This is a genomic window from Sulfitobacter pacificus (assembly GCF_030159975.1).
Classification (GTDB): domain Bacteria; phylum Pseudomonadota; class Alphaproteobacteria; order Rhodobacterales; family Rhodobacteraceae; genus Sulfitobacter; species Sulfitobacter pacificus.
In genome coordinates this window covers 2,899,088-2,917,198 of the sequence record NZ_BSNL01000001.1, presented here as the reverse complement: position 1 = coordinate 2,917,198, position 18,111 = coordinate 2,899,088, and the positions used below count along the sequence as shown (strand labels likewise).

20 protein-coding genes are annotated in these 18,111 nt (G+C 55.7%); 12 read left to right on the top strand and 8 right to left on the bottom strand.

What is annotated here, in order from left to right:
• The first annotated feature begins 18 nt into the window (after window positions 1-18).
• Window positions 19-723, top strand: a complete 705-nt coding sequence (locus tag QQL78_RS14665; RefSeq protein ID WP_284374558.1) for a response regulator transcription factor — start codon at window positions 19-21, stop codon at window positions 721-723.
• 5 nt (window positions 724-728) lie between these two features.
• Here the strand turns inward: QQL78_RS14665 and QQL78_RS14660 are convergent, their stop codons facing one another.
• The 4 genes from QQL78_RS14660 to QQL78_RS14645 all read right to left on the bottom strand — a co-directional run bounded on the left by QQL78_RS14660 (window position 729) and on the right by QQL78_RS14645 (window position 6,492).
• Entirely contained in the window at window positions 729-1,811 is a 1,083-nt protein-coding gene (locus QQL78_RS14660; protein WP_284374557.1) for a flagellin, read from the bottom strand.
• Window positions 1,812-1,820: 9 nt separating this feature from the next.
• Window positions 1,821-3,239, bottom strand: coding sequence for a flagellar hook-associated protein FlgK (gene flgK / locus QQL78_RS14655; protein WP_284374556.1), 1,419 nt, complete (start codon window positions 3,237-3,239; stop codon window positions 1,821-1,823).
• A 22-nt stretch (window positions 3,240-3,261) separates the two neighbouring features.
• Window positions 3,262-4,563, bottom strand: coding sequence for a flagellar hook protein FlgE (locus QQL78_RS14650; protein WP_284374555.1), 1,302 nt, complete (start codon window positions 4,561-4,563; stop codon window positions 3,262-3,264).
• Between the two features lie 132 nt (window positions 4,564-4,695).
• Window positions 4,696-6,492, bottom strand: coding sequence for a tetratricopeptide repeat protein (locus tag QQL78_RS14645; RefSeq protein WP_284374554.1), 1,797 nt, complete (start codon window positions 6,490-6,492; stop codon window positions 4,696-4,698).
• A gap of 119 nt (window positions 6,493-6,611) precedes the next feature.
• Here QQL78_RS14645 and QQL78_RS14640 point away from each other — a divergent pair, with 119 nt between their 5' ends.
• Genes QQL78_RS14640 through QQL78_RS14620 form a run of 5 tightly spaced genes read left to right on the top strand, consistent with a single transcriptional unit; the run spans window position 6,612 to window position 10,063 of the window.
• Window positions 6,612-7,343 (top strand): flagellar hook basal-body protein, encoded by a 732-nt coding sequence (locus tag QQL78_RS14640; protein WP_284374553.1) that lies wholly within the window; start codon window positions 6,612-6,614, stop codon window positions 7,341-7,343.
• Window positions 7,344-7,366: 23 nt separating this feature from the next.
• Entirely contained in the window at window positions 7,367-8,152 is a 786-nt protein-coding gene (flgG, locus tag QQL78_RS14635) for a flagellar basal-body rod protein FlgG (RefSeq protein ID WP_284374552.1), read from the top strand.
• 10 nt (window positions 8,153-8,162) lie between these two features.
• Complete coding sequence (flgA, locus tag QQL78_RS14630; protein WP_284374551.1) at window positions 8,163-8,852, top strand: flagellar basal body P-ring formation chaperone FlgA; 690 nt, start codon at window positions 8,163-8,165, stop codon at window positions 8,850-8,852.
• Entirely contained in the window at window positions 8,849-9,586 is a 738-nt protein-coding gene (locus tag QQL78_RS14625; protein ID WP_284374550.1) for a flagellar basal body L-ring protein FlgH, read from the top strand. Before flgA ends, QQL78_RS14625 begins: the two co-directional genes overlap by 4 nt.
• Window positions 9,587-9,598: 12 nt before the next feature.
• Window positions 9,599-10,063, top strand: coding sequence for a flagellar biosynthesis protein FlgH (locus QQL78_RS14620; protein WP_284374549.1), 465 nt, complete (start codon window positions 9,599-9,601; stop codon window positions 10,061-10,063).
• Window positions 10,064-10,065: 2 nt separating this feature from the next.
• Here QQL78_RS14620 and QQL78_RS14615 read toward each other — a convergent pair whose 3' ends face one another.
• The 3 genes from QQL78_RS14615 to QQL78_RS14605 form a co-directional block, all read right to left on the bottom strand.
• On the bottom strand, window positions 10,066-10,737 hold the full coding sequence (locus tag QQL78_RS14615; RefSeq protein ID WP_284374548.1) for a flagellar hook assembly protein FlgD: 672 nt from the start codon (window positions 10,735-10,737) through the stop codon (window positions 10,066-10,068).
• Between the two features lie 13 nt (window positions 10,738-10,750).
• Window positions 10,751-12,313 carry a hypothetical protein gene (locus QQL78_RS14610; RefSeq protein ID WP_284374547.1) on the bottom strand — a complete coding sequence of 521 codons (1,563 nt, stop codon included), beginning with the start codon at window positions 12,311-12,313 and terminating at the stop codon, window positions 10,751-10,753.
• Window positions 12,314-12,449: 136 nt separating this feature from the next.
• Window positions 12,450-13,124 (bottom strand): sigma-70 family RNA polymerase sigma factor, encoded by a 675-nt coding sequence (locus QQL78_RS14605; RefSeq protein WP_284374546.1) that lies wholly within the window; start codon window positions 13,122-13,124, stop codon window positions 12,450-12,452.
• Window positions 13,125-13,480: 356 nt separating this feature from the next.
• Between QQL78_RS14605 and QQL78_RS14600 the strand changes: the two genes are divergently transcribed.
• A complete protein-coding gene (locus QQL78_RS14600) occupies window positions 13,481-14,110 on the top strand; it encodes a LysE family translocator (RefSeq protein WP_284374545.1) in 630 nt (209 codons plus the stop codon).
• A 14-nt stretch (window positions 14,111-14,124) separates the two neighbouring features.
• Here QQL78_RS14600 and QQL78_RS14595 read toward each other — a convergent pair whose 3' ends face one another.
• Window positions 14,125-14,640, bottom strand: a complete 516-nt coding sequence (locus QQL78_RS14595) for a MarR family winged helix-turn-helix transcriptional regulator (protein ID WP_284374544.1) — start codon at window positions 14,638-14,640, stop codon at window positions 14,125-14,127.
• A gap of 77 nt (window positions 14,641-14,717) precedes the next feature.
• On the opposite strand from QQL78_RS14595, the gene QQL78_RS14590 reads away from it, so the two are divergent.
• From QQL78_RS14590 to QQL78_RS14570, 5 genes are all read left to right on the top strand, one after another.
• Window positions 14,718-15,602, top strand: a complete 885-nt coding sequence (locus QQL78_RS14590) for an EamA family transporter (RefSeq protein WP_284374543.1) — start codon at window positions 14,718-14,720, stop codon at window positions 15,600-15,602.
• Window positions 15,599-16,258 carry an NAD(P)-dependent oxidoreductase gene (locus tag QQL78_RS14585; RefSeq protein WP_284374542.1) on the top strand — a complete coding sequence of 220 codons (660 nt, stop codon included), beginning with the start codon at window positions 15,599-15,601 and terminating at the stop codon, window positions 16,256-16,258. The genes QQL78_RS14590 and QQL78_RS14585 overlap by 4 nt, the downstream gene beginning before the upstream one ends.
• Before the next feature lie 49 nt (window positions 16,259-16,307).
• Window positions 16,308-16,871 (top strand): NADPH-dependent FMN reductase, encoded by a 564-nt coding sequence (locus tag QQL78_RS14580; protein ID WP_284374541.1) that lies wholly within the window; start codon window positions 16,308-16,310, stop codon window positions 16,869-16,871.
• A gap of 1 nt (window position 16,872) precedes the next feature.
• Complete coding sequence (locus QQL78_RS14575; protein ID WP_284374540.1) at window positions 16,873-17,505, top strand: LysE family translocator; 633 nt, start codon at window positions 16,873-16,875, stop codon at window positions 17,503-17,505.
• Window positions 17,506-17,674: 169 nt separating this feature from the next.
• A complete protein-coding gene (locus QQL78_RS14570; RefSeq protein ID WP_284374539.1) occupies window positions 17,675-18,109 on the top strand; it encodes an NUDIX hydrolase in 435 nt (144 codons plus the stop codon).
• Window positions 18,110-18,111 lie beyond the last annotated feature (2 nt).

Below are 18,111 nucleotides of genomic sequence, written 5' to 3'. Positions count from 1 at the left end.
ACAGGGGTTGGCAAACATATGAAAGCGTATGTTTACGAACAGCAGGAAGAACGTCGGCCGGGATTGGCGGCAGAGCTGCGCAAGGCGGGGATTGACCCGCAGTTTGTAGCAAGCGATTTCTTTACAACCGGCCTCGGTGTCCTGATGCAGCCAGGTCAGAAGAACCGCGCGATATTGCTCAGTGAATGTGACGAGTTGCGCGAACATATCCGTGCGCTCAGAGCGGCGAAATGCGTCAGCCCGATCATCGTCTTCAGGAACTTCCGTAACTCACAGGATACCTCAAGCCTGCTGGATCTTGGGGCGGATGATGTCATGGTCAGCCCGATCCGCGGCACCGAAGTTGTATCGCGGATGAACTCTGTGATCCGCAGGCTTTATGGCCATGCTGCTGACAGCATTGTCATGGGGGAATTGACCGCCTATTTTGACGGGCGTGACCCGATTATTTCAGGCAGCCGCATCAAGCTTTCCAAGCGGGAGCATTCGGTCTTTCAGCATCTGGCGCTGAATTCGAACAAGGTGATCTCAAAAGATGCGATCTATGATGCGGTTTACGGGTCAAGTATAGATCAGCCGTTCGACAAGATTATCGATGTTTATATTTGTAAGCTGCGCAAGAAGATCGCTGCCGCTTCTGATAGCGGCTGGCAATATATCGAGACCGTACAGGGACGCGGTTACCGGCTTATGCTGCCCGAAACCGTTTCCAAGGTTGGCTAATCTCGCTATCTCAGGAAGTTCAGGATCGACAGGCCTGACAGGCGGGATGTGACTTCGTAGCTGGCTTGAAGCTGGATTTCCAATCCCTGCACCCGCGTTGCCGCCTCGTAAGGGTCCACGTTTTCGTAATTGCCGATTTGAGTGCGTTGGATCAGGGAAAGATCTGTCAGCTGGTTTTGCGCGGATTCAACGATCTGCTGGTTAAACCCGATCTGTGCCGAAATGGCGCGCATGCCTTCCTGCGCGTTGCTTAGCGCGTTGATCACGCTATCCATATAGGTGACATAGGCATCTTCATCCAAGGTGCTGACATCAGTAACCGCCAGCATGGACAGCCCTTTGTAAGCCTCGACAAATGCGGTGTCATTCGCCCGCACGCCATAGGTCACCTGTTGGCCGCTATTGACCCAGGCTTTCACTTGTTCTGAGGGCTGCCCGCCACCATCAAGCGCGGGGGTACCCTGATACATTGTCGCCTCGAAGTTCCGGTTCGGATCAACCGCATCATTTGAAGCAAAGGCAAGGTCGATCTGACCGGCGATGGTTGCGGCCGTTGCGGCGTCAACAGGGCCAGCACCATATATGGAAGTGATGGCATCCTGCGGCGAAAGACCGGTTGCGGCATTGGTCTGTGACCACCGCATCAGGGGAGCAGCATCCGAGTCGAGGCCGGAAAACAAGTGGTCCCCATTGTGGCTGGTGTTCATCACCGCAACAAATGTATCCAGCGCGGCAAGCGCATCGCGTTGCAGTGACCCGGCGTCGATATGGGGGCGGGACGCATTGGTAATGGCGCGTTCCAGCACGGCCTGAACATTGTCGCGTGCAGTGTCGACAGACAGCACCATCGCCTCAAGTTTGTTCCCAATAAGGTCATTGGATTTCATGAAGGTTTGCGTATCCGCCTCGCGGGCGCGCATCTTGATGGTCGAAACGGCATTCGACCCCAGATCGGCGAAAATATCCGCCTTGCGTCCTGTCGCCAGCTCCTGACCGGCACGTTGCAGCGCCAGACTGGTGCTTTGCACGTTAAGCCGGTTGAACGAGGCGAATTGCAGGGTCGAAATGTTATTGATGCCGAATGTCATGGTATTTCCTCATACTGCCGCGATTAACGTATCAATCATATTGGATACGGTGGTCAGCACTCTTGAATTGGCGGCATAGCTCTGCTCGATCAGCAGCAGGCGCTGCATCTCGTCGTCAATGTTTACACCTTCTGCGTTCGATCTTGTGCCGTTCACCATTTCAGCTGCCGTTCTGGCGGCGGAATAGTTGTTTTCGGCCCGAACGCGCGCTGTTGACTGGCTGGTGACCATCTCTGCAGCAAAGTCCTGCAAAGTCACAGTGGCCGCGATTCCGGTGCTGGCAGGTGCGCCCACGGCGGCGTTGAACCCATCAACAAATGCCGCGATCTGGGTTGTATCGGCAGCCGGACCTTCGCTGGTCGCGCCAAGCCCGTCACGTAGGCGCCACACTTCGCCATCTCCAGTCAGAGACACTTTTTCATTAACCTGTAACCGGCTGGCAAGACCGGTCAGATTGGCGGGGTTGTAGGCCGCGCCATTGTCGGTGAACAGGCCTGCCTCGCCCGGTGCCAGCGAGGTATCGGCGTTTTCAAAACTCTGGATCAAACCACGGGCATATTCATCGAGCTGGGCATTGAACTGCGGGATGACTGTGCGTTTCAGCTCTGACAGGCCGACCAGACTGCCGTGTTGCAGGCCGCGCACGCCATCCTTGAAGGGGGTGATATCCTGTTGACCGGCCATCAAGGTGCCGTCACCTGCATTGAATGTCACGTCCTGCACTGATTGCCCTTCAATCAGGGCCGCGCCGCCGACGGTGTAGACACTTACCGTACCGGTGGAAGAGAAGGACACACGGGTGTCGACAATGCCGGAAATCTGATCCAGCAAACCATCGATCTGCTCACCCATATTCGCCGCATTTGCTGTGCCCGGTTCAAAGGCCAGCCGTTTGGCGTTGAGGTCCTGAAGTTGATACAGCGCCTGATTAAGGTCGGCGACCTCATAGCGCATTTCCATGTCAACTTCGCTTAGGGTTGTGCTAAGGCTGGTCGCCGCGCCGCGCACCGATTGTGCCAGATCCTCCGCAGCAAGGGCGACACCTGATTGCGCCCCATGGGCAGAGGGCATGTTGATCAGCGTGGTAAAGCTGTTTTGGAAAGCGCTGAATTTATCCGCCGGCGATCTTCCGTCCCCGGGTTGGCCCAGAAATGCAGTGTATCTGCTAAGCCCTTCATCAAGCACCTGATAGCGGACCATCTTTCCTGTTTCCATACGCGACATCCGCTGGAGCGAGGCGTCGACCTCCCGGCGTATATCCGCGATGGTCACACCGCGCTGCCCATTGGCCGTCGACACGACCGCAGCGCTTCGTCTTGTGTATCCAGGCGTAAGCGCGTTGGCCACATTGTCGGCGGCGACACTGGACAATGTCTGCGTGGTGCGCAGGCCCGATGATGCAGAATTAAGTGCCCCTGTCAGACTCATGTCTTACTCCGGCATTAAGAAATTAACGTTTCAATCTGGTTGTTTCGTCCATCAACTCGTCAACGGTTGTGATCACCTTGGCATTGGTCGAGAACGCCCGCTGCGCTTTGATGAGATCGGTCATCTCTTGGGCGATATCCACATTGGACCCTTCAAGCGCACCAGCGTTAATCGCCCCCACGGTTGAGGAGTTCGCCTGTAGTGCGTTGAATGATCCTGTCTCGCCGGACAGATTATAGGCATTGCCCTTTGCCGCGATCAAACCGTTCGGGTTGTCTACGATGGCGACCGGAATTTCATAAAGCGCCCGGCGCATCCCATTGTCAAAGATGCCAAACAGCACCCCGTCAGGAGAAATTTCGCTGCGCACAAGTTCACCGGCGCTGGATCCGTCACGGTCGAAGGACAGGCTGAAATCGCCAGCAAACTGGGTGATCCCATCAAAGGTCCCCGGGGCGCCGAGTTCAAGGTCAACCACTTGTGGTGTCGCCCCGTTGTCCAATGTCAACGTAGCAACACCGGTTGCGGCGTCGAAACTAAAGTCCGCAGGTGCCGTCGCTGTTGAGGTGAAGGCGGTATATGCCAGCGGAGAGCCCGCTTCAGGACCGGAGTCACTAAACTCGACCGTCAATGTACCAAGCGGGGCACCATTTTGATCTGACAATTCCAGATCCCAGGTGTTTGCCGTGGAAGTCGGTGTCCAAGACTGGCCGATACGCTGGCTTTCGCCAAGGGATGTAAAGATTTCGGAAGAGGTCAGGAAAGGGGCGCCGGGGGTGACAAGACCGGTGTCCTGAGACGGCAGGTTGCCGGAGGCGGTGACTGCGGTTGAAACCCCGGCTGAGATATTGATGTTGCCGATATTCACGGTTTCCATCTGGTCAAAGGAGCTACGATCAACAGAACCGATGGTGCCATCCAGACCATACGGATAACCGGCAAGGTAGTAACCGGCGGCATTGCGCAGATTGCCATCTTCATCTGGCAGGAACGATCCTGCGCGGGTCAGGAGGTAATTCGTCGCGACAGGATCATTTGGGTTGATTGAAACGGCAAAGAACCCGTTGCCACCGATGGCGAGGTCCGTTCCGGACTGGGTGGAAATCAAGCCACCTGCCGAAGAAATATCAACCTCATCCACGCCCGCGACCGACAAGACACCCTCGCGGTTGCCGCCAGAAGCTGTGGTCGTAACCATATGAACAAAGCCGCGGCGATAGCCGACAGTATTCGCATTTGCGATGTTTTCAGAAATGCTGCCGACCGCTTTTGAATTGGCCTGAAGACCACTCACACCCGTCTGGAGTGCGCTTGAAATGCTCATTATTTCCGCCTCTATTTGTCTTTTTATTCTTGTCTCTACAGTACACTTAAAGAAGTGAAGTTTAAGGAGAGTTAAAGAATTGGAAATTACTGAACATTTTGAACTTGTTGAAGTACAGCTTTAACCTGATGTTCAAGGTGATACACTTGTATTCTTGATGGTTTGAAACGCGTCATCGAGACTTTGTAACCTGTCAGCCACTTTTTCAGCGCTTAATGGCATCAGGCTTTGCGGTGTCGCATTCAGGCTTTTTGCAAGATCAATAAGGGCCGCAGAGCTGGTAAGCTGCGGAAAGGCGCGCGCCACCTTGCTGATTGCTGCACTGTTGTTTGATCGGTTGGCAGCGATCAGTAATCTGGTGGCGTCTTCAAATGCAAATTCATACGGATGATCCTTCCAAAGCTGTAGAAAGGTAGCGGTGGCTTCACCCCATTCTTCGGCATCGGACAGCGCCATGCCGAGATCCCGCAGATGGTCGGGCGTTGGGGCGGTTAGGGTCGTTTGCATCAAGGCTGGTCCATCATTTAACTCAGACAGCACCTTTGCGGCTAATGTGGCATGGGCGTCATGCTGTGGATCAACCGTTTCCAGCTTCATGGCCTCAAGTGTCGCACGTGCCTGAGGTAACAACCCCGCCTGCCGCTGCGCATCCGCCAGCTTTAGCGTCAAGCGCGTCACATCTGATTTATGCGTTTGGCTGTCGCGCGTTGAATATTCGTGAATGGCGCGCAGGTATTCCTTGGCTGCAAGATCTGTGGCACCCAAACCAAGAACATAATCCGCCAATGCTTCTGTATGGGCAGGGAATGCGGGGAACGCGCCAAAAAATGGAAGTAAGCGTAGATGCGCGGACATCCACTCGGACAAGGGATAGCTTCCGCTGCGGCCCTCTTGATAGAGGTCGTTCAAAAGTTGCTTTGCCTGTTCTTGCCCGCCTTTGGCTTCGCTAGAGGTGGGAAAACGTTTCAACAATCTGCCAAGGGCCAGCAATTCTTCGATTTTATCGCCCGTCCCGGCATATAGGCGCGCCATACGTTTAAGGATTTCCAACTCATAGCGGTCGCCCCGCCATGCTTCTGCACCATCCTGTAAAATGCTTTGGGCCGACAGCAGGGCACCGGACCCGCCATCACGCAAGGACATATCGGCAACTGCCAAACGTGCGCGGGCTGCGTATTCATCCCAACCTTCGGCAGCCAAAAAATATGCCTTAAGCGCCGAAGCATTGTTGCCGCGCCGTTCCTCAACGCGTCCCCGCAGGAACTGGCCAGTCGAGGAATCTGCAAGATCGGGCAGCTCTGCCAAGAGTTTCAGACCCGCAGCGGCATGGGCCTGTTCACCCAGCTCTGTCGCTGCTTCGATAAACACGGGCAGCATTTGCCGCAGCGCGGCCCGCGATTGAAGACCAAGCCCGGAAAAACTGCCCCTGATGTTTGCGCTCAACATGCCTGCGTCCGCATGTGCAATCGCCTGAAGCGCGGCCCAGAATGCCCGATCAGGCCGGTTGGTCGCGTTTAATGCAGAGCCGGTGAAATCTTCTACCGCCTGACCAGACAATAAAGAGGTCGCGTTTTTCAAGACGCGAAGGCGGCGGGCCTGATCCGGTGTCACCGGGGTGATCCCCTCCAGCGTTGTGCGGGCCTCATATAGCAACATATGCGTCAGGTAGAGTTCCGCGATGTCCAGCATGACCGTACATTTCGTTGCCCCATGCGCGGCACTAAGCGCGATGATTGCAGAAGAAAGATCGGCGTGGAACGTGGCGGACCCCCAGTGTTGCAGGTCAAGATCGCGCTGCCAATCCTGTGCCCGCACCGGGGCCTCCATGGTGGTTGCGGCGGCGGTGACCGTCGGTTCCGCGTGAATATGCCCCGCCACCAAAGCAAGGATTAAGCCGGGGAAGGCCCTATGTAGTTTAAACAAACACATTTATTCTTGCTCAACAGATTAAACCTTGCCTTAATCTTGTAGTTATGAAATTTTGTTTTTGCAACAGACTGCCATCTGAATGAATATTTTCGGTGTCTGCCCCGCCGGAGGAGATTATCATGAGCAATATCGGCTATGTATCGCTGTCGCAGGCGACTGCGTTAGAGCGCAGCATGAATATGACGGCCCATAACTTGGCCAATGCTTCAACAGCCGGCTTCAAGACGATCAACCCTTTGCTGGAATCCGTCGACAACACTGCAGCTGGTGATGACATCAGCTATGTTGTGGACAAGGGGACCTATCTGGATCTTTCCAGTGGTCCATTGCTGCCAACTGGCAATCCCCTTGATGTCGCAGTATCCGGCGAGGGCTGGATGTCATTTCAGCTTGATGGCGGCGAAACCGGGTACAGCCGCCATGGACAATTTGTGGTCGATGTTGACGGTCAGTTGAAAACTTCCACGGGTTTGCCGCTGCTGGATGCCGGCGGCGGGCCGGTCACCCTGCCGGATGATGTAGGGCAGAATGTTGTCATCACGACAGGCGGCACAATTACCGATCCTGATGGGGCCGTTCTGGGAACCATCGGGGTTTTCAAGATCGAACAAGAGGCGCGCATGACGTCTCTGGGCGGTGGCATGTATCAACTCCCAGGTGATGCTGCCGCCCCACAACAAATCGAAACCCCCAAGGTCAAGCAGGGCTTTGTCGAGGGTAGCAACGTTCAGGCCGTTCTGGAGATGACCCGCCTGATCGACATCCAGCGGGCCTATGAAAACTCGGTCAAACTGATGACCGAAGATGACAGCCTTACAAAAACATCCATTCAGAGATTAGGGCGCGTCTGATCACGGGCGCATAGGAGCAGCACATGAAAGCACTTGGAATTGCCGCAACCGGCATGTTGGCACAGCAAACAAACGTCGATGTCATTGCCAACAACATCGCCAACGCCAATACGACAGGTTTCAAAAGCGGGCGCGCCGCGTTTCAGGATCTGATCTATCAAAGCGTGAACAGTGCCGGGGCGCTGACCTCCGAAGAAGGCACGGCGCGGCCTGTGGGGACGGATATCGGTTTGGGTGTACAGGCCGCAGGTGTGATCCGCCACAACACCCAAGGCGGGCTGGTGCAAACTGAAAATCAGCTTGATATGGCGATTGACGGCAACGGCTATTTCATTGTGAACCGGCCGGATGGCACGCAGGCCTATACCCGCGACGGTAATTTTCAGCTCAGTGCCGAAGGTCAGCTGGTGACCTTGAACGGTTACGAGGTTGAACCGGCAATTGTGGTGCCGGAGCTGACCCGGCAGGTCGAGATCAATCAAAATGGTGTGGTAATGGCCTATATCGAAAATGAGGCGGAGCCGGTTGAACTGGGGCAGGTCACTTTGGCCACCTTCCTTAACCAGGCAGGGCTAAAGCCGATGGGGGACAACCTTTTGGCGGCAACTTCTGCCTCGGGTGAACCGGTCGAGGCCACCCCCGGCGATCCCGGCGTTGGGGTGACACGGCAGGGATATCTTGAAAATTCGAATGTGAACATCATCCAGCAGATTACCGATCTTATTTCTGCCCAACGGGCCTATGAGATGAATTCAAAGGCGATTGAAACCGCTGATCAGATCATGACCACAACCAACCAGATCAAATAGTGAGGGGCTGATGGCACGCCGTTACATGACGCGATTTTCCTTTTTGATGATGGTGGTTGCCAGCCAGCTTTTGCTGGCGATCCCTGCCGTCGCAAGCACCATGAAAGTGGTCGATCTGATTGAAGAACGCACGCTGTCAGAGCTGGACACGCAGATCCCTGCCAACGGACGTATCGAAATCCGTATGGCCGAAGGGGCCGTTCAGGAAGGCGAGTTTATCAAAGAGTTCTGGATTGACCCTGACAGCGGGCAATTCATTGCGAACATCTTTACCGAATATGGTGAAACCCACAGGGTTTGGGGCGTTGCCGTCATGACGGTTCAGGTCCCTGTGCCCTCGCGCCGCATCATGCCCGAAGAGATCGTGACAGCGGCTGATCTGACAATGGTTGAAATGCCGCTGCAACGGATCGGGAATTTCGCAATCAATTCGGCTGATGCGCTGGTCGGGCAGCAGGTGCGACGCATGTTGGTGGCGGGACGCCCTGTGCCGCGCCAGTCTGTGATTCCGCCGGTCATCGTGAACCGTGGTGACAAGGTTAAGATTTTGCTCAGCTATGGTGGTTTGCAATTGACGGCTGCGGGCCGCGCCATGGCGGATGCCCATGCGGGCCAAGAAATAAGGGTGGTAAACCTGTCGAGCAACAAAGCGATTTCTGCAATCGCAACCACCCAGGGTATTGTCGAGGTGACACAGTGATCAAAAACACGTTCTTTCGGCATGCCCGCCTTATCCTCCCATTGCCCTTGCTGATGCTGGGGGCCTGCGCCCAATTTGAGGAAAACCGCAACCCGGAGGTCAGCAATCTGGTGCTGGATCCATCCAGCATGAACGAGGTCAACCGGATCAGCGTGCCCATGGCCCCTCCGGCGGTAAAGCTGCCGCCAAAACGGGCGGAGGCCGCCAGTCTTTGGTCCAATACCACCACCAGCTATTTCACCGACCGCCGGGCCACTGATGTGGGGGATCTGGTGACAGTGCTGATCGAAATCGATGATCGCGCACAGCTGCAAAACAAATCAGGCCGCAGCCGCGGTGCCAAACAGGAGGTCGGTGACCCCGATATCCTGAATTTTGATCTGTCCACCAACAGCGGCAAACTGCTGGAGCTGGAAAGCAGTTCGGAATCCAACGGCGAAGGCTCTATCCGACGGAATGAGGCGATCAGCCTGCGGGTGGCCGCGCTGATCATCGAAAAGCTGCCGAATGAAAACTATGTCATCGCCGGGCGCCAAGAGGTCAAGGTGAACTCGGAACTGCGCGAATTGCGCATCGCGGGCATTATTCGCGGGGCCGACATCAATGTGAACAACACGATTGATTACGACAAGATTGCAGAGGCGCGGATTTCCTACGGCGGCAGGGGGCAGATTTCAGCGGTTCAAAGCCCACGCGTCGGGGAGGATGTTCTTGAAGTTATTCTGCCTTATTGATCCTTTGATCTGATGTTCAAAATTCTGATCATGGTTGTGATGGTCGCCGGGGCAGGTGCCCTTGGGTATTTCGGAGAGCGGTTTTTTCGAATGGCCAAAGCGCCGGCTGGCGAAACCTCTGATGCTGACAAGGCCGGTGGCCTGCTGTACAAGATGCCGCTGGGTGGGTTTACTGTGCAGTTGCCCCAGGGCCAGCAAACCCTGAATCTGAAATTCGACATTGATGTCTATGTGATGGGTGCGGTTGCGTTTCAGGAGATCAACGGCGCTGTTGGCCGGGCCCGGTTGCGAGATGCGACAGTTGTAGCAATTGCGGATTTGGCAGAGTCCAATATCACTTTTCACGACGCGATCACCGGAGAAGGGGGCAAGGTTGCCCTTTCGGAAATGCTGGTGCGCAAGCTCTATGTGAATTTCCCGACCGTCCGCACGGCACGGGTGAACAAGCTTCTTACCAATCTGAATACAGGTGGTTGATCCTAGCTTGCCGCCTGCACCGTCACAGAGGACACCACTTCACCGCCGCTGAGGCCAAACAGGATCTGGCCGGAAGTGAACCGAACATCCTCAACAATCGCGCTGCGTGACATGACGTTGTCAACCTGCGCACCGCTTGCATCAAGCGCAATCATCTCAACGGTATAGGTGCCCTCCAGCATTGGCGTACCATTGTCGTCAGTGCCATCCCAATCCAGTGGTATCTGTTGGCCTGCGGTGTTTGGCAGCCCCTCTAGGGTACGTACGATGCGGCCCAATGGGTCGGTGATGCGCGCTGATACTTCGACGGCACCCGCGCCCAGCGTATAGGTCGAATTGACGCTGCCGTTTTCCAGATCCATCACATTTGACGTGATCGACACCTCGCGCCCCAACAGATCCGTGCCGCCAAGGCTCATCAGCGCCGATACCTGCGTGTTCAGCACTTCCAATTGCGTGTTGGTCTGCACGGCCTGTTCGACCTGAGAAAGCTGTGCCAGTTGCGCGACGAACTGAGTGCTGTCCACAGGTGCCAGGGGATCCTGATTGGAAATCTGTGCCGTTAGCAGAGTCAGGAACTTGTTGTAATCATCGCCAAGCTGGGACAGAGACGATGCGCCGGCGCTTTGGTTGTTAGCGCCAATTGTGTCAATAAGCGTAGGGTTGGTCAGCATCGATTGATCCTTCTTAGGTCATGATATCAAGGTGGCCGTCCTGTACCACATCAAGGTGGCCCACCTCTGGCTGCATTTCGGACGCGTCGGAAATGCTGGCGCTGCCTTGGGGGCTATTCTCCCGCTGGGGGTCTGGTTGTTCGCCAGCGCTGTGTTCCTGAAAATCAAAGATGCCACTGTCGGAAACACCGATGGCTTGCGCCAAAACCTGCCTGTCGTCGCGCAGGGCTTGCAGAACAACAGGGTTCTCGACACGCACCACAACTCTTGCCGCGCCGTCCTTGTCAGACAGCACTTCGATCTCAATGTTGCCCAAGCCACGCGGAATGAGGTTCACCGTGGTGCGGCCCTGGGTTGCTTCGACCGATTTAATCTGTGCCATTACCGCTTCGGTAAAGGGTTTCACCGGTACTTTAACACTGGTCTCTGTCGCCGCTGCTTCTGTCGCACCCTGTGGGGTCACGCCCGTTGTGGCTTGCGTGCTGCTGGGCGTAATCTGTTCCGGCTCGGCGCTGGGTTGGCCCAGCAGGCTGTTGGCGATTGGGGTGGGCGTGGTGTTTACCTGTTTGTCCTGTCCGATCAGAAACGTTGGTTTTGATCCGGCCTCAGTGGCGACGACAGGGCGCTCCATGGTATCGCCGTTTGACAATGTGGCCGCGGTAAGGGGAGCGTCCTTTAAGGTGTTTACTGGTTTGGGTAAAACACTCTGTGGCACGGCGGTCAGATGTGCGGTTTGGCCGGAAAGCGTAGTGAGTTCAGGCATAGCTGAAGAGGTCTGCCCGTGCAGTCTTGGGGCTGTTGGACCCGGTTGTGCCAGATCTTGAGTGGGACTTGCCGTTGGGATGGGGACAATCGAATTGTCCGATTTCAAGAGTATCCCGTTTGTGGCGTTGGAAGATGTAGGTTGCGGTTGCTGCAGGGGCGTTCCCTGTATGGATGCGGTCGCGGGCGTGTCTACTGCTGCCGCTTGCGGCATCTGCTGTTTTGGTGTTGCCGGTGCAAGCACGGCGTCATGTGGGGTGGGGGACGCCGGGGCGGGGGCCGCGCGGTTTGCGGCAAAGGGTGCTTGCGCTTGCGGGACTTCCGCTGGTTTTGGTGACCCCGCATTGCCGGACACAGGCGCCGTTTCAAGCGCTGCGGTTACCGGCTGGCCCTGAGGCTGTCGTGGTACAAGCACATCTATTGCCACGCCGTCATCCGATGGGGCGGCCTGTGCGGCGGGTGCCGTTGATGTCTCCTCGCCGATGATGTTTGTATGGTGGAGCTGTGAAGGCTGTGCGTTTTTATTGGAAGTTGGTACGCCTGAGGTCGCCATCGCTGTGCCTCCTTGCGGGGGCGGGGCAGCAGCATCGGGTGCCACAACGGTCAACGGCAGCATCTCCGCCGCCAAATCCGCATCACCCTCAACCATTTCCGCGGCAGCCACTGCGCTGGCGTTCAAAGTCGTCGCAACGGCGTCTGCGGACGTTTCGCTGTCATCGGATAATAAAGTGGTCTCAAGACCCTCCAGAAATACCTTTTGCCCCTCGCCGGATGTCTCTGGGGTAATCGTGCCTGCGGTCTCGGGAACAGCCACCTTCGTCCCCTTCGTTGCTGGTGTGCCGGGCTGCGGGGCAAGCTGCACAAGAGCGGCAAACCCAGTAGCGGCGGCCGCTGGCTTGGCCGCATTCGGCGATTTGGCCGAGGCCGTAGGGAGAATGGGTTGGATCACGTTATTCCGCTCTGCTTGTCGTGACGCCACGGGCCAAAAGCTCGTTTTTCAGGCGTGACATTGCCCTGCGTTCGATCTGTCTTAATTTCGTGCTGTTCATTTTCAGCCGTGCTGCCAGATCGTCGATTGTCTCTGAAGGCTGTTTTAGTGTCCGGCTTGTCACCACGTCCCGATCAATCTCGCCTAATCCAGTCAGAGCCTCCGCCAAATGTTTGCGCAACAGATCCCGCGAGGAGAGTGCGATCATCCGTTCTTCCGGCGTTGGATCGTCGCATACCAGCATGTCAAACAGATCTGTGCTTTGTTTGATCTGTTGCCCATCCTCTGCGCGCATGCCAGCGGGCATCTCAACGATGGACCTCAGCCGTTCAAATGCAGACAGGACACTATTCTTGACCCACCAACGGGCATAGGTCGAAAATCGTACCTCTCTTGCAAGATCAAACATATCTGCCGCTTTGATCAGCCCAAGGATACCCTCGGACAGCATTTCCTCTTGTTCCGCTTTGTCAGTGCTAAGTTTCCGCACCCAGGCGAAAACGATCCGCACGTGGGACAAAAGCAACTTTTCCAGTGCAAACTTGTCTTTTCTTCTTTGCCAGCCTTCGATCAAGCGGCGCTCGTCCGCCCATTCAAGAATGGGCGCGTTCCTTGCGGACGCGTAGGAAATTGTCATGTCACTGCCCAATGGTCGTTTTTTATGTCGTCACTTTTTTAGAACTCAATCACGTTTGCCCTAATTTGCAAAGATTATTCTGATTAACGGATGGTTAACGCCATGAAGTACAAGCTTATAATCCCGCGCGCCAAAGACTGTTTGAATTTTTTATTGGAAGGTTGCCGACGCAGTGTAAGTATGTCGGCGCGGTATTCTTGGGCTACCTGCGGCCTTCTGTGCGTTCCATCTCTGTTTATCACCAGTCTTAGCCCATGTCGTTTTTTTTGAACTATGAGGAGGAAAGCTGATAGCGTCTGTGCAGCCGGGTATCCCGACGAGGATAGTCAAACCTAAATGGGAACAGACAGCAGATGATGGACATTGATACAGTCTTGGTTTTCAGCGCAGCCAGTTTTGCGCTGGCAGTGACGCCTGGCCCCGACATGATTTTGGTGGCTGCCAGAAGTACGGCACAAGGGCGAATGGCAGGGGTTGTGACGCAATTTGGTGTCTCTGCAGGATCCGCCTTTCATGCCATCATTCTTGCGCTCGGTCTGGCGCAGTTGTTTCTCGCGGTCCCTTATGCGTATGATTTGGTTAGGTTCCTTGGCGCGGCTTATCTGCTATATCTTGCTTGGCAGGCGTTTACTGCGCCTGATGATTTTTCCGTTCAGTCAACCACGAACCCGCGGCAGTCATATTTTATTTTTTTCAGGCAGGGCTTTCTTTCGAATGTGTTAAACCCGAAAGTCGCCCTGTTTTATCTGGCTCTTTTCCCGCAGTTTCTCGATCCCGCAAAAGGTGCTGTTGCTTTTCAGGTTCTGGTTTTGGCGGGCATTTTCCTGATCGTTGATTTCGCGGTTCATGGCGTGGTGATCTGGCTTGCCGGTGGCATGCGGGCACTTTCTGTGAAGGGGCGCAGCTTTACGACATGGGCGCGGTATTTCCTTGGGCTGGTCTTTAGCGGGCTTGCCGCACGGCTAATCCTTGATGGTCAACGTTAATGTCCTGAAACCGTCTACTCTTGTCGGAAGGAAGGCTGTTCCTCTGACGCGGGCTTCTCTTCACTCAACAGCTTTCGCAAAATCTGATCCAGCGTTGATATTTCTTCTTCCTCAAGCCGCGCCAAGAGACCGGCCTGGGTTTTGACGTGCTCTGACACGGCTTGGTCGATCAGGCTTCGGCCCGCCTCTGTCAGCTGCACCACGGCTTTGCGTGCATCCTTGGGGTCAGCGGTCCGGCACACCAATCCTGACTTTGCCAATTGGTCAATACGGTTGGTCATTGTCCCTGAGGTGATCATCATCGAAGACATCAATTCGCCAGCAGAAAGCGCATGTGGGGGTGTTCGGCGCAGGGTTGCCAAAACATCAAAACCCGCAGCATTCAGCCCGTATTTCTCAAAGGTGACGCTCATCTCGCGGTTAAATATCTGAGCGACCCGTTTAAAGCGCCCGAGGGGACCCATCGCGCGCACATTCAAATCCGGGCGGGCCGCATTCCACTGAGCAAGAATTTGATCAACTGCATCCATATGAAAACACTAGCAAGAATTTATCTTGACCTCAAGGGATTTAATATTACCTTGACGTCAAGATAATGGAGATTCCCATGCCACAACGTACCGACCTCTTTCTTACGGCGCTTGCCCCGGCCATCTGGGGAAGCAGCTACATCGTCACCACCCAAATGCTGCCGCAGGACATGCCGCTGACGGTTGCGATGCTGCGGGCGCTGCCTGCTGGGCTTATCCTTCTGGCATGGACGCGGGTGTTTCCGCCGATGGGGTGGTACGGGCGTGTATTTATCCTTGGAGCGCTTAACTTTTCGATTTTCTGGGCGATGTTGTTTGTTGCGGCCTACCGCCTGCCCGGTGGCCTGGCGGCAACTCTTGGGGCGGTTCAGCCGCTTTTGGTTCTTTTGCTCGCGCGATTTGCATTGGGCCGTGAGATGAACGCCCTGGGGATTGCTGCCGCGCTGGCCGGGTTGGTTGGTGTTGCGCTGCTGGTTCTGGGGCCGAACGTTGCTGCAGATCCCGTCGGCATTCTGGCGGCTTTGGCGGGGGCAGCCTCAATGGCTGCGGGCACGGTGTTAACCCGAAAATGGCAACCACCGGTGTCTGCCCTCAGCTTCACCGCGTGGCAGTTGGCCGCTGGTGGTCTGTTGCTTTTGCCGTTTAGCCTGTTGCTTGAACCGGCCTTGCCAAGGTTAACCGCCACAAACATTGCCGGATTTGCATGGCTTGGCCTGATCGGTGCCGCACTGACCTATTTCCTATGGTTTCGCGGCATCGCTAAATTTGGACCCGCAACAGTCACCGCCTTTGGGTTTCTCAGCCCCCTGACCGCAGTCTTGCTGGGCTGGGCCCTGCTGGGTCAGGTCATGACCCCGGTTCAAGGGATCGGCGCGGCCATCGTCCTCGCCAGTGTCTGGATGGGGCAACGGGCAGGGCGCAGCGCCACCGAAATATCGCATAAATCGGGAATAATAGTATGAAAATTATCGTTTTTGGCGCAACCGGCGATGTCGGGCGCAAGGTTGTTGACGCGGCATTGGCACGCGGTCATCAGATCACCGCACTTGGTCGTTCAGAGAGCAAGCTGGCGACCTTGCCATCGAAGGCGCAAACCATTTGCACCGATCTTCTCTTGGCCGAACATTCTATTGCCGGGAGTGTGGCTGGGCATGACATGATCATCAGCGCCCTGCGGCCCGATGAAGGACAAGAAAGCCTGCTGGTTACGTTAACTGAAAAGGTGCTACAGGTTTCATTGGCCACCGGTGTTCCGGTGATTGTGACAGGCGGTGCTGCCCTGCTCAAACTGGCGGATAGTTCTGGGCATACGGTTTTGAGCGCCCCGGATTTCCTGCCCGATGCGGTGCGCCCTGTAGCAGAAGCATGCGCCAAGCAGGATGCGTTGTTGGAAAACTCATCGGAGGTTGCATGGACCTGCCTCAGGCCGCCAGCCATGCTTTTGCCCGATCAGCGCAGTGCAGAATATGCATTTGGTACTGATACATTGGTCACGGATGCCGCTGGCGATTCACAGATTTCGTACACAGATTTTGCCGCTGCAATGCTGGATGTGGCGCAGAACCGCCACGGGTTTGCACGCCGGATCACTGTCGGCTGGATTGACCCGGCACCTTAAACCCTCGCCGCCTAGTTCAGTGGGCATCTCTTTGTCGAAAGGACAAAACATGACTAATCCATCGCTTCTTTTGATCAGTGGCTCTCTTCGCCGTGCCTCTTTTAACCGGATGCTGGCCGCAGAGGCAGCCCGGCATTTTGGCGCGAAACAGGTTTGGGCGGACCTTGATCTGCCCCTGTATAACGGGGATGTGGAAACCGCTGACGGAATCCCCCAAGCGATTGAAATGCTTGCCGAACAGATCGGCGCTGCGGATGCGGTTGTGATCTCAACGCCTGAGTATAACCAATCCCTGTCCGGCGTTTTGAAGAACATGCTTGATTGGGTCAGCCGGGTGGAAACCAACCCTTGGCAAGGGAAACCGGTGGCGATCATGTCTGCGGCAGCGGGACGTGCGGGCGGGGCACGTGCGCAATATGCGCTTCGCCTCGCGCTGAACCCGTTTCAGCCCCGGTTGCTTACCGGGCCAGAGGTTATGATGGCGAACCCACAAGCAGAATTTGGTGACACCGGGCGGCTGCAGGACGGACTTTATCAGAAGCTGCTGGTGCAGTTGATGGGAAAACTGCGTGATGAGGTGCGGAGCGCACGGGCCGTGCAACAGGATGGGTAAGATGTTTGACTACACACTGGTGCATTGGCTTTCATTTCTGACGACAGCGGCGATTGTCGTGGCCACACCCGGACCTGATTTGGCAAGTATTCTTAGCCGCACAATCCGGGGTGGTCGCACATCGGGGTTGGCGGCACTGGCAGGTATGTGTGGGGGTGCAGCTGTTCACGTTATTTTGGTGACATTTGGATTGGGCACATTGATTTCATCATCTACCGTTGCCTTGGCCGCCCTGAAATGGATCGGCGCGGCCTATCTTATCTATCTTGGTACCAACGCGCTATTTCCGCGAAACTCCAGGAGGTCCAAGGCGCAGGATAGTCACCAAAGTAAAACTGCCAACTGCTTTCGTGATGGGATGTTGATCAATCTACTGAACCCCAAAGCGATTTTGTTTTACGTGGCCTTCCTGCCGCAATTTGTGGTGAAGGGGCAGGGGCCGGAGGCGCTTCAGCTTGTTCTGCATGGTGGTTTGGTGATCGTATTGGCCGTTGCAGTCTATCTGCCTGTTGTTGTTTTTGCGGGTTGTGTGAAGACGCGTGGTGCAGGAGTGGGCCGCTTTGGGGGCGTTCTGGAGCGGTTGATGGCCATCACCTTGATCGGTTTAGGGGCCAAAGTGGCAACATCAGGCTAGGTTTTGCCCACTGACGCCGAACCTTTACGGCGAAGGCCGTAGCAAATGGACACCGACCGGGATGAACCAGTCATATCTGGAAATGTCAGTGGCAGGTTTGGCGAAAATCTTGATAAGCTGGGCCGGGGTGCAACGCTGATTGCGCTGGGCACAAGAGATTGTATGCGCGATGGATCATCCGAAGCTGGCCGCAATAGCCGTTGTTCTGCATGATGATGCGGTCCTTCTTGTGCGCCGCAAGAATGAACCGGATGCCAACCTATGGGGATTTCCCGGCGGGCATGTGGATTTTGGCGAAACGGCCAAGGCTGCCGCCGCGCGTGAGCTTTTTGAAGAAACTGAAGTTATTGCAGAACCGTTGGAGTATCTGACCAATCTGGACATCATCGTCCGTGATCAAGCGGGGGCGGTTACCTTTCATTACCTGTTGGTTGCGGTCCTTTGTAGATACAAATCGGGCACTCCCTGCGCCCATGACGACGTCCACGAAGCGGTCTGGGTCGACTGCAGCACGGTTTTTCAAAAGACACTGCCGATGAGCGGGGACGTCGATATGATTTTGCAAGCGGCACTGGATCGGAGATGCCAAAGAGAAGGAGGTTAGCG